Consider the following 15,407-nt stretch of genomic DNA (forward strand, 5'->3'; position numbering starts at 1 on the left):
GACCGGACCCTCGCCCAAGGTGACCCTCATGCGTGTTGTCCTGCTTGCCGCCGCCTCCACCGTGCTGCTCTCTGCCTGCACCTGGGTGCATCTGGCCCCGAACGCGAAGAACGTCCGCGTGCTGCCCGCCGGCGCCGCGCCGGCAGGCTGCGAGAAGCGCAGCGAGATCACCGTGAAAGTGCCGGGCAACGTGGCCTTTTACGAGCGCAATGCCCTGCGTGTGCGCGACGAACTGGAGACCCTCGCCCGCAACGAAGCGCCCGGCGTTCAGGCCGACACGCTGCAGCCGCTGGGCGATCCGTCGAATGGCGAGCAGCGGTTCGCGGCCTATCGCTGCGGCCGATGAAGTGTGAACTGCGTCACAATTAAGGGCCGGCAGCGCCGGCTCCTCCGGGTCGTAAAGATGCGGTGAAGGCCCGAAGCCGTTACCCTTGTCGGCCCCCTCGCCTGAGCCTTGGCGCTAACCTCGATGCTCTTCAAGAATGTCTCCATCGCGGGACTGGCGCACATCGATGCGCCGCACACGCTGACGTCCGCCGAAATCAACGCCCGGCTGCAGCCCACGCTCGACCGCCTGGGCATCAAGACCGATGTGCTGAACGACGTGGCCGGCGTGCATGCGCGCCGCCTGTGGGACGACGACACCCAGGCGTCCGACGCTGCCACGATGGCGGCGAAGAAGGCGTTGGCCGACGCCGGCATCGGCGCCGACAAGGTCGGCCTGGTGGTCAACACCTCCGTCAGCCGCGATTACCTGGAACCGTCCACGGCCAGCATCGTCTGCGGCAACCTCGGAGTGGGCGACCACTGCCAGACCTTCGACGTCGCCAATGCCTGCCTGGCCTTCATCAATGGCATGGACATCGCCGCGCGCATGCTGGAGCGCGACGAGATCGACTACGCCCTGGTCGTCGACGGCGAAACGGCCAACCTGGTCTACGAGAAGACCATCGAGCGCCTCAACGCCCCCGACGTGACCGAGCAGCAGTTCCGCGACGAACTGGCTGCGCTGACGCTGGGCTGCGGTGCCGTGGCGATGGTGCTGACGCGCCGAGCGCTGGCCCCGGAAGCCCCCCGCTACAAGGGCGGCGTGACCCGCTCGGCGACCGAGTGGAACAAACTCTGCCGCGGCAACCTGGATCGCATGGTCACCGACACCCGCATGCTGCTGATCGAGGGCATGAAGCTGGCCACCAAGACCTTTGCCGCCGCCAAGGTCGCGCTGGGCTGGGCCGTGGACGAACTGGACCAGTTCGTCATCCACCAGGTCAGCCGCCCGCACACGCAGGCGTTCGTGAAGTCCTTCGGCATCGACCCGAAGAAGGTCATGACCATCTTCACCGAGCACGGCAACATCGGCCCGGCCAGCGTGCCGATCGTGCTGAGCAAGCTGAAGGAACTGGGCAAGCTGAAGAAGGGCGACCGCATCGCGCTGCTCGGCATCGGCTCGGGCCTGAACTGCACGATGGCCGAGGTGGAGTGGTAATCCCACCCGGCATTCGCATTCCAGGGGCCGGTTCGCCGGCCCTTTTCGTTGACGGCGGCCACGCGCGATGAACTTTCCCGGCTATCCCTCCCATCCGAAGCGCTTCGAGGTCCGCCCGGGCCTGTCGATGAATTACCTCGACGAAGGCCCGCGCGACGGCGAGGTGGTGGTGATGCTGCACGGCAATCCGTCGTGGAGCTATTACTGGCGCACGCTGGTGGCGGGGCTGTCGGACCCCGCTTCCGGCAAGCGCTATCGCTGCATCGTGCCCGACCACATCGGCATGGGCCTTTCGGACAAGCCCGACGACAGCCGCTACGACTACACCCTGCAGTCGCGCGTGGACGACGTCGCCGCGCTGCTCCGCCACCTCGGCATCACCGGCCCGGTGACGCTGGCCGTGCACGACTGGGGCGGCATGATCGGTTTCGGCTGGGCGCTCTCGCACGCCGCGCAGGTGAAGCGCCTGGTGGTCACCAACACCGCCGCGTTCCCGATGCCCGCCGCGAAGGCGATGCCCTGGCAGATCGGGCTCGGCCGCGACTGGAAGATCGGCGAGTGGATCATCCGCGGCTTCAACGCCTTCTCGGCCGGCGCGTCGTGGATCGGCGTAGAACGCCGCATGCTCGCCGACGTGCGCCGCGCCTACGTGGCCCCGTACGACACCTGGGCCAACCGCATCGCAACGATCCGCTTCATGCAGGACATCCCGCTCGGTCCGGAGGACAAGGCGTGGCCGCTGTTGGAAGCCGCCGGCAAGGCGCTGCCCTCGTTCGCCGACCGGCCCGCGTTCCTGGGCTGGGGCTTGAAGGACTTCGTGTTCGACAAGCATTTCCTCGACGGTTTCCGTGCCGCGTTGCCGGACGCGGAAGTGCACGCGTACGAAGACGCAGGCCACTACGTGCTGGAAGACAAGCACGAGATCCTGGTGCCGCTGATCCGCGACTTCCTGGATCGTCATCCATTAACCTGATTCCTTCTCCCTGCGACAGCGGGGAGAAGGTGCCGAAGGCGGATGAGGGGCGCTTTTGCCTCTGATTGCGGGCTGCCAAGCGCTCGCTGCGCTCGCATCCCCTCATCCGGCGCTGCGCGCCACCTTCTCCCGCAAGGGGAGAAGGGTCAGAACTCCGGCAACGGGTTCTTCTCGGCGTTCACCACGCCCGCCCAGTCCGCCTCCACCAGCAACGGCAACCCATGCGCCAGCCGCGCCTTGTCGCATTGCGCGCTGCGCTCGCCGAATTCCAGCGAGGCCGGCACCAGCGCGCAGACTGACGGACGCCGGTCGTGGATCGTGCAGCGGCTGTAGCGGCCGATGTCGGCGTCCAGCGCCACGCAGCGCGGCTCTTTCTGCGACGTGCCGCGCATCACCCGCTCGTGCACGCGCAGCGGCTCGGTCAGTTCGATCGGCACCACGCCGCCCTGGTCGGGGTCCGCCTCGCTCCAGTGGAAGCTCACGCGGAAGTGGGCGCAGCAGGCGCCGCAGGTCAGGCAGGGGTGCATCGGCGTGGGCGGGCGTCAGGGCGCGGGCGGGACGCGCATTCTGCCAACGCCGCGGGCTGACGCAAGTACCGCCCAGCGGCGACAATGCCCGAATGACCGATCCGTGCAACATCGCCGCCAGCCTGCCCCGGCTGGCCCGCGAGCAGCCCGACCGCGTGGCCATGCGCTGCCCCGATGGCGCCGGCCGCTACACCCGCGAGCTCACCTACGCGCAGCTTGATGCCCGCAGCGACGCCATCGCCGCCGGCCTGGGTGCGTACGGCATCGGCCGCGGCAGCCGCACCGTGGTGATGGTGCGGCCCACGCCGGAGTTCTTCCTGCTGATGTTCGCGTTGTTCAAGGCCGGCGCCGTGCCGGTGCTGGTGGACCCCGGCATCGACCGCCGCGCGTTGAAGCAATGCCTGGACGAAGCCGAGCCCGAGGCCTTCATCGGCATTCCGCTGGCCCAGGTCGCGCGCTGCGTGCTGGGCTGGGCCAGGTCGGCGAAGAAGATCGTCACCGTCGGCACGCGCTGGGCCTGGGGCGGCACCACGCTGGCGAAGATCGAAGCGCGCGGCAGTGGCGCGGGTCCGCAGCTCGCCGACACGTCGCCCGACGATGTGGCCGGCATCCTGTTCACCAGCGGCTCGACCGGCGTGCCGAAGGGCGTGGTCTACCGCCACCGCCATTTCGTGGCCCAGATCGAACTGCTGCGCAACGCGTTCGGCATGCAGCCTGGCGGCGTGGACCTGCCGACCTTCCCGCCGTTCGCGCTGTTCGATCCCGCGCTGGGGCTGACCTCGGTGATTCCCGACATGGATCCCACCCGGCCCGCGAGTGCCGACCCGGACAAGCTGCACGCGGCCATCGCGCGCTTCGGCGTCACCCAGCTGTTCGGTTCGCCGGCGTTGATGAAGGTGCTCGCCGACCACGGCGCACCGCTGCCCACCGTGCAGCGCGTGACGTCCGCCGGTGCGCCGGTGCCGCCCGATACCGTGGCGAAGATCCGCACGTTGCTCCCCGAGGGTGCGCAGTTCTGGACGCCGTACGGCGCGACCGAGTGCCTGCCCGTTGCCGTCATCGAAGGCCGCGAGCTGGAATCCACGCGCGCGTCGACCGAAGCCGGCGCCGGCACCTGCGTCGGTCGCGCCGTGCCGCCGAACGACGTCCGCATCATCCGCATCGTCGATGCGCCGATCGCCGACTGGCGCGACGTCGACGTCGTACCCGATGGCGAGGTCGGCGAAATCACCGTCGCCGGCCCCACCGCCACCGATACCTATTTCCGCCGCGATGCCGCCACGCGCATCGCCAAGATCCGCGAAGCGCTGCCCGACGGGGGCGAGCGCATCGTGCATCGCATGGGCGACGTGGGCTGGTTCGATGCCGAAGGCCGGCTGTGGTTCTGCGGGCGCAAGACGCAGCGCGTGGAGACCGCCGACGGTCCGCTCTACACCGAGCAGGTCGAGCCCGTCTTCAACACGCATCCGCACGTGCGCCGCACCGCGCTGGTCGGCGTGGGCGAGGCGGGCCGGCAGCGGCCGGTGCTGTGCTACGAGCTGATGCCCGGCGTGGTCGCCGATCGCGTGCGCATCGAGGGCGAACTGCGCGAGATCGGCGCGCGCCTTCCGCATACCGCACGCATCAGCGTGTTCCTGCCGCACCCGGGCTTTCCCGTCGACATCCGCCACAACGCCAAGATCGGCCGCGAGACGCTGGCCGTGTGGGCCGCCAAGCAACAGGAGCAACACGCATGAAGATCCTCGTCACCGGCGGCGGTGGATTCCTCGGTCAGGCGCTGTGCCGTGGCCTGGTCGAGCGCGGGCACGAGGTCATCAGCCTCAATCGCGGCTACTACCCGGTGCTGCGCGAACTCGGCGTGGGCCAGGTGCAGGGTGATCTCGCCGATGCGCACGCCGTGCGGCACGCTGCCGATGGCGTCGATGCGGTCTTCCACAACGCCGCCAAGGCCGGTGCGTGGGGGAGCTATCGCAGCTATCACGACGCCAACGTGGTCGGCACGCAGAACGTGCTCGATGCCTGCCGCGCGCACGGCATCGGCCGGCTGGTCTATACCTCCACGCCCAGCGTGACCCACCGCGCCACGCATCCGGTCGAAGGTGGCACGGCTGACGACGTGCCGTACGGCGAAGGCTTCAAGGCGCCGTACGCGACCACAAAGACGATCGCCGAGAAGGCCGTGCTCGCCGCCAACGATGCTGCCCTGGCGACGGTCGCGCTGCGCCCGCGCCTGATCTGGGGCCCGGGCGACCACCAGATCCTCCCGCGGCTGGTGTCGCGTGCGCGCGCCGGCCGCCTGCGTATCGTCGGCAGCGGCGAGAACCACGTCGACACCACCTACATCGACAACGCCGCGCAGGCGCACTTCGATGCCTTCGACCATCTCGCGCCGGGCGCCGCCTGCGCAGGCAAGGCGTACTTCATCTCCAACGGCGAGCCCTGGCCGATGCGCAAGCTGCTAGACGCGCTGCTGGAAACGGCCGGCGCGCCGCGCGTGGACAAGCACCTGTCGTTCAAGGCCGCTTACCGCGTGGGCGCGGTGTGCGAGACGCTGTGGACGGTGCTGCCGCTGAAGGGCGAGCCGCCCATGACGCGCTTCCTCGCCGAGCAGCTGAGTACCGCGCACTGGTACGACATGGCGCCCGCGCGCCGCGACTTCGGCTACCTACCGCGCGTGTCGATGGAGGAAGGGTTCGCGCGCCTGCGGGCCTGGTTGCGCGACCATCCGGTCTGAGACCGCACCGCCCGCTCTCCTTCACGTCCGAATCACGACGCTGAAGCCCGTCCATATCGGCGCTCCGGACACTCACGCGGCGATGACTCCCGGCATACCAGCATGGCGCACGCCACTACCGGCTGTACCACTGGCCAGATGCCAAAGGGAGTTTCCATGCTGCGCTACGCCATCATCTTTTTCGTCATCGCGCTCATCGCCGCCGTGCTGGGTTTCAGCGGCATCGCCGGCGCCGCCACCAACATCGCGTGGGTGCTGTTCGTTGTCTTCGTGATCCTGGCGATCATCTCGCTGCTGCGCGGCAAGCGCGTCTGACGCATACCGTCTCTCTCCGCCGGGACGGCATGATGCCGTCGAGCCCGCCCCGAGCCTGCATGAAGCAGGCGGACGGGCGGGCGGGGCGTACAGGGTTTGCCGCTAGAATGACGGCATGGACCTGTCTCCGTTCGATGTTCTGAAACCCCTAGCCGGCCGGGCGCTGGAAACCGCGCTGAACCAGGCGCTGGCGCTGGATCCCGACATGTCCGCGGCGTTGCTTCCGCTGGAAGGTCGCCGTATCCAGCTGAGGGTCGATACCCCGCCGCTCGCGATGGACATCACCGTCGGTGGCGGTCTGCTGCAGGTGGGACCTGCCAGTGAAGTCCTCGAAGCCGACCTGGCCGTGCAGAGCACGCTGGGTGGCTTGCTGGGCCAATTGCCCTTCTTACGCCGCGACCACGCCACGCCCGTCGGCAAGGTCAAGGTATCCGGCGATGCCGACCTCGCGCGCCGGCTGCAGACGTTGGCTACCCGTTTCGACCCCGACTGGTCGTTGCCGTTCACCCGTGTGTTCGGCGATGTCATCGGCGTGCAGGTGGCGAACGCGGTCCGCGCCGGCCTGCAGCAGGTGCGCACGGCCTCCGCCAACCTGGCCGAGAGCGCCGCCGACTATGTCACCGAGGAATCGCGCGACGTCGTCGGCCGCGAGGAACTCAATGCCTTCCATGACGACGTCGATGCGATCCGCGACGATGTCGAGCGCCTGGCGGTACGCGTAGGCCGTCTGGCGGCGCGCGTGGAGCATCGCGCATGAAGTCCGTGCTGCGGGCCAGCCGCATCGGTCGGGTACTGCTGCGCTATCGCCTCGACGACCTGCTCGACGGTACCCCGGTCGAGCCCTGGCTCCGCCTGGCGCGCCCGTTCGTCCCGCGGGCATCGGCCGAAATCGCAGCGCAGGCACGCGGTGCGCGCCTGCGGCTGGCGCTGCAGGAACTCGGCCCGATCTTCGTCAAGTTCGGCCAGATCCTGTCCACCCGCCGCGACCTGATCCCGCCCGACATCGCCGAAGAGCTGACCCTGCTGCAGGACCGTGTCGCGCCCTTCGACGGCGATCGCGCACGCGCGCTGGTCGAAGAGGAACTGGGCCGGCCCATCCACGAGGCGTTCGAACACTTCGACACGACGCCGCTGGCGTCCGCCTCGATCGCGCAGGTACATGCGGCCACGCTGCCCGGCGGGCGCGAGGTGGTGGTGAAGGTGCTGCGGCCCGACATCCGCAAGCAGATCGCCGGCGACATCGCGTTGCTGGAAAGCGTCGCCGCCATCGTCGAGCGCGCCCATCCGAACGCCGACAAGATTCGCCCGCGCGAAATCGTCGCCGAGATCGAGAACACGCTGGCGGCCGAACTCGACCTGCAGCGCGAGGCCGGCAATGCCAGCCTGTTGCGGCGCACCTGGTCCGAGTCGCCGGACCTCTACGTGCCCGAGGTGATCTGGTCGCACACCGCCGAGCGCGCCATGACCATGGAACGCGTGCGCGGCATTCCGTCCGACGACATCGTCGCGCTGGACGCCGCCGGCATCGATCGCCGCGCGCTGGCGGCCAAGGGCGTGCGCGTCTTCTACCAGCAGGTGTTCCGCGACAATTTCTTCCATGCCGATGCGCATGCCGGCAACATCTGGGTGGACCCGGAACGCAGGACCGATCCGCGCTTCATCGCGCTGGATTTCGGGATCATGGGCCAGCTCTCGCGCGACGACCAGTACTGGCTCGCCGAGAACTTCATGGCCATCTTCAACCGCGACTACCGCCGCATCGCCGAGCTGCACGTGCAGGCCGGCTGGATGCCGTCGCACATCCGCATCGACGAACTGGAAGCCGCCGCGCGCGCCGTCTGCGAACCGTATTTCACCCGCCCGCTCAGCGAGATCTCGCTTGCCGAGGTGCTGGCCAAGCTGTTCCGCACCGCGCAGCGCTACGAGCTGACGCTGCAGCCGCAGTTGATCCTGCTGCAGAAGACGCTGCTCAACATCGAGGGCGTGGGCCGCCAGCTGGACCCGCAGATCGACATCTGGGCCGTGGCCAAGCCGGTGCTCGAGCGCATCCTCCTGGAACGCTACAGCCCGCAGCGCGCCGCGCAGGAATTCCGCAAGCGGCTGCCTGAAATCATGACGCACGCACCGGACATGCCGCGCCTGGTGCACGCCTGGCTGAGCCAGCAGGTGGACGGCCGCCATGAACTGTCGCTGCGCTCGAAGGACCTCACCGACCTCGCGCAGACCATGAAAGGCATGCAGCGCCGCGTGGTCGCCGCCATCCTCGGCGTCGGCCTGCTGATCGTGGCGGCCGTGCTCTATGGCCTGGAAGCAGGCGGCCCCAGCATCCTGTCGGTGCCCGCCTCCGCATGGATCGCCGGCATCGGCGGGCTGTGGGCGCTGCTGGCGGCGTGGCCCAGGCGGTGAAGCGAGGAACGAAGAAAGAGACGTGAGGAGTGAGCGCACGCTTCGACGCCCTTACTTCCTCCTCACTCGTCGCCCAACCACCAGCCACCAGCCCAGCCACACCTGCACGGGCAGTGTCAGCAGGCAGGCGAGAGTGAACCAGCGCGGGAAGTCATCCCACGCCATTCCCGTCGCGTAGACATCCAGCGCCAGGTACAACGCGAACAGCGCCCACGCATGCGCGGTCTTCGCTACCGCCGCGACGCCGACCATCAGCGCGCTGCCCGCCACGCCGGCCAGGCACACCCACAGCAGGTCGTACGCCAGCCGCGCGTCGCCCCCGCGGGTCAGGCCCAACAGCGCGGCGAGTTCGCCGCCGGCCATGTTCACCAGCGGAATGGCGAGGAAGGCGAGCACCAGCGCGGCGACGCTGCGCAACACGACGATCACGCGGTTCTGCATGCTGACGCGTTCGAGGGGGACAGGCCCCATTGAAGCATGGCGGCTGCCGCGTTGACGCGGGCGCAACGATTCCTTCGCGTGGCGTGCGCGCTGCGCGCGATAGGGTGGTGCTTCATTCGCACGGGAGTCCTCCCCATGAGCCACCTGACCGGCAAACGCATCGCCATCCTCGCTACCGACGGCTTCGAGCAGTCCGAGCTGACCGAACCGATGCGGGCCCTGAAGGAACACCAGGCCCAGGTCGACATCGTCTCGCTGGAAAGCGGGCGCATCCAGGGTTTCAAGCACTTCGACAAAGGCGACCAGGTACCGGTCGATCACGTCCTGTCCGAGGTGAGCGAGAAGGATTACGACGCCCTGGTCATTCCAGGTGGCCTGTTCAATCCCGATGCCCTGCGCGTGAACGACCAGGCGCTGGCATTTACCCGTGACTTTTTCGAGGCGGGCAAGCCTGTGGGCGCGATCTGCCACGGTCCCTGGGTGCTCGCCAACGCGGACGTGCTGAAGGGTCGCACCGTCACGTCGGTGCCGAACATCCGCAAGGACCTGGAGAATGCGGGCGCGAACTGGAAGGACGACGAAGTCATCGTCGACAAGGGCCTGGTCACCAGCCGTACGCCGAAGGACCTGCCTGCGTTCTGCGCCAAGCTGGTGGAGGAGATCGCGGAAGGCCAGCACAGCGGACAGCGACGCTCGGCCTGAGCCGGCGGGACGCCTCGCCGGTCATTGCGGCGAGGCAGGTTTACTGGTCGTTGTGGGACCGGATTTGCAGTACGGCAACGGCAGCGGGCCATAGACCTTGGTCGTGCCGGCGAAGCCGCCCTGTTGCACGATGTAGACGGCGTTCGTCTGAACGTCGACATGCAGGAAGTGTTGGTATCCATCCGCCACCGGCCCGGTGTCGGACAGCAGGACCCCAGCGGCGTGCTGGCGACCCTGCGGCAGCGCTGTCATGACCGGCCAGCGCTGCTGTATGCCATAGGGGCCCACAAAGGGCTTCAATCGCGCGAGAGCGCATGCCGCAGCCGCTTGCTCGCTCATGACCGGTGGTGGTGGCGCAGGCACCGAAGCCGCTCCGGTCGCATGCATCAGCACCAAGGCAATGAACGTTGCGGAAGGGATGGTCTTCTTCATTTCGTCGATGCCTCGTGGCGACTCACCAATGAGATCCTGCCCGCCTCGATCAGCCAGTTGCCCTCGGACGTGGCTACATAAAGCGGTGTTCGTGCCCACAGGCTCCAGAACACGTGCACTTCCGTGGGCGTGGGATCCAGCAAGTGCGTGATCACCAGGGCGACGGTCTCTCTGGCTTTGTCCTCGGGCGGGCGCTCCAGTGCGATGCAGGTCCGCGTGAAGGGCCGCTGCTTGATGATGTTCTCTCCCGACGCATCGATATCAAGGCGATAGCTGCCGCCGATCGGGACCACGCCGTGTTGTGTCGTCCCAGGCAGCAGATAGACATTCCAGCCGCTCGCGTCGTTGGCAGCTGGAAGCACGACCGTGTTGTACATCCGCGAGCAGGGCTCGAACGTCGCCGTAGACGCCGTCGTGCGCGCATGCGCAGCGCGCAGTTCGTACTCCGTCAGTGCGGCGGGCTCGGCGAGCGCAACGGCGTCTCCCACGACGCGGCCGTCAGCCGATACCGTAGCCCGGTATCTTGCGCGAGGCACCGGCTCGCTACTGACGAAGGTCACCACGATGCCTTCCTCGCGCTGTTCGGTGATCCAGCCTCCCAATCGTCCCCGCTTTCCGTCTTCCCGGAACGACTCGATTCCGGTTACGGCATCGGAAGCGACCGCTGCCGCTTGGTCATGCAGGTAGATCGCCCGCCCGGCGGCTTCCGCATCGAGCAGCGCCTTGGTGACCTGTGCGTCGCCGACAGGCGCAGGCGTCTCCTCCTGTGCGTGTGCGAACGGCGCGGCGACGAAAGCAGACAGCAACCAGGCGGAACGGACGGCAATGCACTTCATTCCCCGCATGATCGAACTTCCCGGTTCCCCGATGGAGCGCGACGTTACCGCAGTTCTTATACTGGAGCGAGTCGAGCCGGAGGATCACCATGCCACTGCTGCGTTCACTACTGATCGGGATGATCCTGGCCACCGTCGCCATGCCGGCCATCGCGGACGAGACGCCGCTCCGCATCATGAGCTTCAACATCCGCCTGCCCGTCGAGAGCGATGGCGTGGATTACTGGGAGACGCGCAAGCCGCTCGCCGTGCGCATGTTGCGCGAGCAGCAGCCCGACGTGATCGGCCTGCAGGAGCTGGTGAAGCGGCAAGCCGAACACCTGGCGAGCGAGTTGCCGCAGTACGCCTGGTTCGGCCGCGGCCGCAACGCCGATGGCGGCGGCGAGCACATGGGCGTGTTCTACCGGAAGGACCGGCTGAAGGTCGTCGAATCCGGCGACTTCTGGCTGTCCGACACGCCCGACGTGCCGGGCAGCATCACGTGGAACCATCTCTATCCGCGCATGGTGACCTGGGCGCTGTTCGAGCAGCGCGGCGACGGCAAGCGCTTCTACCTGTTCAACACCCACCTGCCGTACCGCGAGCAGGACGAAGCAGCGCGGGTGAAGGGCGCGAGCGCCATCGCACAGCGCATCGCCACACTGCCCGCGAACGTGCCGGTGGTGCTGACCGGCGATTTCAACGCCACGCCGGACAGCGAGGCGCATGCGGTGCTCGCCCGCACGTTGCAGGATGCATGGACGACGGCGCCGCGCGTCGAGGGCAGCGACGCCACGTTCCACGCGTTCACCGGCAACCCGGACCGCCGCATCGACTGGATCTTCGTCCGGGGCGTGCAGCTGGAATCGGTCGCCTCGGTGACGACACGCTGGAACCAGCGCTATCCGTCCGATCATTTCCCCCTGGTGGCGACGCTGCGGTTGCCGTAAGCCTGAGCCGCCTGGCGACACCGCGCCGGTGAAGCTCGATGGGAGAACGATGGAGCGCTGAATCCCGTCGATGGCTTTCCAAGCTTCGCGGCTGGATCTCGATGCGGGAGAGATCGAGCCCCCGAGTCCCATCGATGGCTTTCCGAGCTTCGTTGATGGGGCTCAATGTGAGACAGATGGAGCTTCCGAGCACCATCGACGAAACTCCGAAAGTCATCCCCATCGCATTCCGAGCGCCACCGATGGCGTTCAGAACTTAGTGGATGGAGCTCGACGTGAGAGAGATCGAGCTCCCGAGCTCCATCGATGACATTCCGAGCTCCGCGCCTGGAGCTCGATGTGAGACAGACGAAGCGCCGAGCTCCATTGATCGAGCTCCGGGTCCCATCGCCGGGCTCCGAGGCCGGTGTAAGGATTAATTGGGGGGGGCGGAGGGGTCTCGCCAGGTCTTCGCGACGTTCTGGCGCGCGATGACGGCTTTTGCCTTCGCCCCGCTTGTGGGGAGAAGGTGCACGGAGGGCGGATGAGGGGCGGGCGCGATGGGCGGACACGCGGGATGGGTCGTCGCGGCCGCCTCTGGCGACAGTACGGGCGCGGTGTACGTCGCCTCTCCGTTCGCCCCTCACCCGCCTTCGGCACCCTCTCCCCGCGCGCGGGGAGAGGAGAACATCTGCAGGGGAGAGGGGAACATCTGCGGGAAAGGATCTTCTGCGAGCGTGAAAACGAAAACGGCCCCTTGCGGGGCCGTTCCGCGTCACTTGATGCGGTTTACTTCGTGGGCGCCGCCGCGGGTGTTGCCGCCGCCTTGCGGGCGAAATCGCCCGCAAGGAATACGCTCAGCGCCTCTGGCTTGAAGTGCTTGCGGATGGCGGCATTGACCTGGTCCACCGTCAGCGCCGCGTACTTCGCGTCCAGATCGGCGGTGAACTGCATCGTGCGGCCATAGAACAGCTGGTCGGCCAGCATGCCGGCGACAGTCCCGTCTTCGGCGCGCGCCTGCTGGCGCTCGGTCAGCGTGCCGGCCACGGCGTCCTTCAGTTCCTCGGCGGTGATGCCGTCCTTGACCAGCTTGGCCAGCTCTTCGCGCACGAGTGCTTCCACCTTCGCCATGTTCTCCGGCGCGGCGATGGCCTGGATGCTCAGGTTGCCGGCGTCGTCCTTGCCGCTCGGGCTGTCATCGGCGCGCACGCCGCTGGACACGCCGTAGCTCAGGCCTTCCTGCTGGCGGATGCGGTCGCCCAGGCGAGACTTCAGCGCGCCGCCACCGAAGATGCGGTTGGCGACCACCAGCGCCGGGTAGTCGGCATCGGTCACCTTCAGCGGCAGGTTGTGGCGGGCCAGCAACACCGCGTTGGGCTTGTCCGGCGTTTCGAAGCGCGCCTGCTTCGCCGCCACGTCGGTGTACTGCGTGGCGATCGGTGCGTAGGGCTTGCCCGAGGTCCACCCCGCGAACAGCTGCTCCAGCTGCGCGCGCACGGCAGCGGGGTCGAAGTCGCCGACGATGGCGATCTCACCGTTGGACGTACCGTAGAAATCGCGATGGAACGCGCGGACGTCGTCGAGCTTCAGCGCCTTCAGCTCGGCCAGCGATTCGTCCAGCGTGCGCGCATGCAGCGGATGGCCGGCCGGCCATGGGTCGAAGTATTCCCCCAGTGCGCGACCGACGATGGCGCCGGGCTCGAAGCGCGAGGCTTCCATGCCGGTGAGGGCCTGCGTACGCAGCTGTTCGAACTCGCTCTCCGGGAAGGCCGGGTTGCGCAACACGTCGGCGACCAATGCCAGGGCATCGGCCAAGTGCTCCCGCCGCGTCTGCAGGCCGATGCTCGCGCCCTGCAGGCTGCCGCCCACGCTGCCCTGCGTCTTCAGCTGTTCCAGGCGCTGGTCGATCTGCTCGCGCGTCATCGTCTTGCTGCCGCGCATCAGCATGGCGCCGGCGATACCGGCGGCGCCTTCGCGACCCTTCAGCGCAGCCTCGTCGGCGAAGCGGAAGTTCGCATCGACGATGACGGTGCCGCCGCGGGTCTTCTTCGGCAGCAGCGACACCTTCAGGCCGCTGCCGAGGGTGAAGGTCTGCGTGCGCGCATCGATGTTCTTCGGCGAGGGATCGAACACTTCGCCGGCACTTACCGCGGCGCGTCCGGTGTAGCCGTCCACCAGGGTGGCCACCGCCGGTGCAGCCGGGATCTCCACGCGATCCGGCGTGGGCGTGGGAACGAAGCGGCCCAGCGTGCGGTTGCTGGATTTCAGGTAGGCAGCGGCGACGCGGTTGACGTCGGCCACGGTGACCTTTTCCACCGCATCGCGGCTGGTGAACAGCAGGCGCCAGTCGCCGGCGGACTGGAACTCGGACAGGCCCATGCCCACGGCATTGACGTCGGTGAAGTACAGCTCGTACGCGTTGGCGATGCGCTGTTTGGCTTCATCGACTTCCTGCTGGGTGATCGGGCGTGCCGCGAGTTGTTCGACCTGCTTCAGCAGTTCGGCTTCCGCCTTGGCCGCATCGCCGTCGTTGGGTAACACGGCGATGGCGGTCAGCAGGCCCGGGTCGCGCATGGACTCGCCATTGGCACCGGCGGCCGCGGCCAGCTTGGCTTCGACCAGGGCCTTGTGCAGGCGTCCGCCCGGCGTGTGGCCCAGCACGTTGGCCAGCACGGTCAGCGGAGCGCTGTCCGGATGCGCGAGCGCGGGCGTGTGGTAGGACGCGGCGACCAGTTTCAGGTTGCCGACGCGGCGCACGGTGACTTCGCGCTCGCCGTCCTGCGCGGGTTCGACGGTGTAGAAGCGCGGCAGCACGCGCGCGGGCTTTTTCACCGGACCGAAATGGCGCGCCACGCGGGCGAGCACGTCGGCGCTGTCGATGCGGCCGGCGACCACCAGGGTGGCGTTGTCCGGCTGGTACCACTGGCGGTAGAACGCCTGCAGCTTGTCGATCGGCACGCCTTCCACGTCGCTGCGCGCGCCGATGGTCGTGTTGCCGTAGTTGTGCCACAGGAAGGCGGTGGAGCGGATGCGCTGGAACAGCACCGCGGCGGGATTGTTCTCGCCGGCTTCCAGCTCGTTGCGGACCACGGTCATCTCGCTGTCGAGGTCCTTCCTGGCGACGTTCGAATTGACCATGCGGTCGGCTTCCATCTTCAACACCCACTCCAGGGTGTCGGTGTTGGCCGGGAAGGAGGTGAAGTAGTTGGTGCGGTCCAGGCCGGTGGTGGCGTTGAAGTCGATGCCGCGCTTCTTCATCTCGCCGCTGATGTCGGCCTGCGTGGGCGTGCCCTTGAACAGCAGGTGCTCCAGCAAATGGGCCATGCCGGTCTCGCCGTAGTTCTCGTGCACCGAACCCACGCCGTAGACCAGGTTCACGGTCACGGTGGGCTTGGTGGCATCGGGGAAAAGCAGCACGCGCAGGCCGTTGGACAGCGTGTACTCGCTGATGCCCTCGATGCTGGGGCCGGCGACGACGCCCTTCGGCAGCGCGGCGGCGGCATCGGCCCAGGCCGGCTGGCCCAGGGCGAGCGTCACGGCCAAGCCGAGTGCGACAATGAAACGGGGTGACTTCATCCTCAATCCTCCTTCAGGGCCGCGTGCGTCCATCGCGTGCGACGAACCCCGAGTTTCGCAGATTTGGAAGG

15 protein-coding genes are annotated in these 15,407 nt (G+C 67.9%); 10 read left to right on the forward strand and 5 right to left on the reverse strand.

Annotated elements, in window-relative coordinates; genetic code table 11:
* The first annotated feature begins 28 nt into the window (after positions 1-28).
* The 3 genes from Q0907_RS12155 to Q0907_RS12165 all read left to right on the forward strand — a co-directional run bounded on the left by Q0907_RS12155 (position 29) and on the right by Q0907_RS12165 (position 2,459).
* Positions 29-346, forward strand: a complete 318-nt coding sequence (locus Q0907_RS12155) for a DUF4156 domain-containing protein (protein ID WP_299345025.1) — start codon at positions 29-31, stop codon at positions 344-346.
* 123 nt (positions 347-469) lie between these two features.
* Positions 470-1,486: a 3-oxoacyl-ACP synthase III gene (locus tag Q0907_RS12160; protein ID WP_296281297.1), complete on the forward strand. Its 1,017-nt coding sequence runs from the start codon at positions 470-472 to the stop codon at positions 1,484-1,486.
* A 67-nt stretch (positions 1,487-1,553) separates the two neighbouring features.
* On the forward strand, positions 1,554-2,459 hold the full coding sequence (locus Q0907_RS12165) for an alpha/beta fold hydrolase (protein WP_299345029.1): 906 nt from the start codon (positions 1,554-1,556) through the stop codon (positions 2,457-2,459).
* Positions 2,460-2,605: 146 nt separating this feature from the next.
* Here the strand turns inward: Q0907_RS12165 and Q0907_RS12170 are convergent, their stop codons facing one another.
* Entirely contained in the window at positions 2,606-2,986 is a 381-nt protein-coding gene (locus Q0907_RS12170; RefSeq protein WP_296281301.1) for a YkgJ family cysteine cluster protein, read from the reverse strand.
* A 92-nt stretch (positions 2,987-3,078) separates the two neighbouring features.
* Between Q0907_RS12170 and oleC the strand changes: the two genes are divergently transcribed.
* The 5 genes from oleC (at position 3,079) to ubiB (ending at position 8,441) form a co-directional block, all read left to right on the forward strand.
* Positions 3,079-4,722: an olefin beta-lactone synthetase gene (gene oleC, locus Q0907_RS12175; protein WP_299345033.1), complete on the forward strand. Its 1,644-nt coding sequence runs from the start codon at positions 3,079-3,081 to the stop codon at positions 4,720-4,722.
* Positions 4,719-5,720 (forward strand): 2-alkyl-3-oxoalkanoate reductase, encoded by a 1,002-nt coding sequence (oleD, locus tag Q0907_RS12180; protein WP_299345035.1) that lies wholly within the window; start codon positions 4,719-4,721, stop codon positions 5,718-5,720. Before oleC ends, oleD begins: the two co-directional genes overlap by 4 nt.
* Positions 5,721-5,876: 156 nt before the next feature.
* A complete protein-coding gene (locus Q0907_RS12185; RefSeq protein WP_082563134.1) occupies positions 5,877-6,035 on the forward strand; it encodes a DUF1328 domain-containing protein in 159 nt (52 codons plus the stop codon).
* 115 nt (positions 6,036-6,150) lie between these two features.
* Positions 6,151-6,792, forward strand: a complete 642-nt coding sequence (locus Q0907_RS12190; protein WP_299345038.1) for an SCP2 sterol-binding domain-containing protein — start codon at positions 6,151-6,153, stop codon at positions 6,790-6,792.
* On the forward strand, positions 6,789-8,441 hold the full coding sequence (gene ubiB / locus Q0907_RS12195; RefSeq protein ID WP_299345042.1) for a ubiquinone biosynthesis regulatory protein kinase UbiB: 1,653 nt from the start codon (positions 6,789-6,791) through the stop codon (positions 8,439-8,441). The genes Q0907_RS12190 and ubiB overlap by 4 nt, the downstream gene beginning before the upstream one ends.
* A gap of 51 nt (positions 8,442-8,492) precedes the next feature.
* On the opposite strand, the gene Q0907_RS12200 is transcribed toward ubiB, so the two are convergent.
* Entirely contained in the window at positions 8,493-8,912 is a 420-nt protein-coding gene (locus tag Q0907_RS12200; RefSeq protein ID WP_299345044.1) for a hypothetical protein, read from the reverse strand.
* Positions 8,913-9,017: 105 nt separating this feature from the next.
* Here Q0907_RS12200 and Q0907_RS12205 point away from each other — a divergent pair, with 105 nt between their 5' ends.
* A complete protein-coding gene (locus tag Q0907_RS12205) occupies positions 9,018-9,584 on the forward strand; it encodes a type 1 glutamine amidotransferase domain-containing protein (RefSeq protein WP_299345046.1) in 567 nt (188 codons plus the stop codon).
* Positions 9,585-9,605: 21 nt separating this feature from the next.
* Here Q0907_RS12205 and Q0907_RS12210 read toward each other — a convergent pair whose 3' ends face one another.
* The gene (locus Q0907_RS12210) at positions 9,606-10,016 is read right to left on the reverse strand and encodes a hypothetical protein (protein ID WP_299345048.1); all 411 of its coding nucleotides are present in this window, start codon (positions 10,014-10,016) and stop codon (positions 9,606-9,608) included.
* The gene (locus Q0907_RS12215; RefSeq protein ID WP_299345049.1) at positions 10,013-10,852 is read right to left on the reverse strand and encodes a hypothetical protein; all 840 of its coding nucleotides are present in this window, start codon (positions 10,850-10,852) and stop codon (positions 10,013-10,015) included. Before Q0907_RS12215 ends, Q0907_RS12210 begins: the two co-directional genes overlap by 4 nt.
* Before the next feature lie 89 nt (positions 10,853-10,941).
* Here Q0907_RS12215 and Q0907_RS12220 point away from each other — a divergent pair, with 89 nt between their 5' ends.
* A complete protein-coding gene (locus Q0907_RS12220) occupies positions 10,942-11,781 on the forward strand; it encodes an endonuclease/exonuclease/phosphatase family protein (protein ID WP_299345051.1) in 840 nt (279 codons plus the stop codon).
* A 768-nt stretch (positions 11,782-12,549) separates the two neighbouring features.
* Here the strand turns inward: Q0907_RS12220 and Q0907_RS12225 are convergent.
* A complete protein-coding gene (locus Q0907_RS12225; protein ID WP_299345053.1) occupies positions 12,550-15,336 on the reverse strand; it encodes a pitrilysin family protein in 2,787 nt (928 codons plus the stop codon).
* Positions 15,337-15,407: the final 71 nt, after the last annotated feature.

This window comes from uncultured Pseudoxanthomonas sp., assembly GCF_947498795.1.
Taxonomy (GTDB): domain Bacteria; phylum Pseudomonadota; class Gammaproteobacteria; order Xanthomonadales; family Xanthomonadaceae; genus Pseudoxanthomonas_A.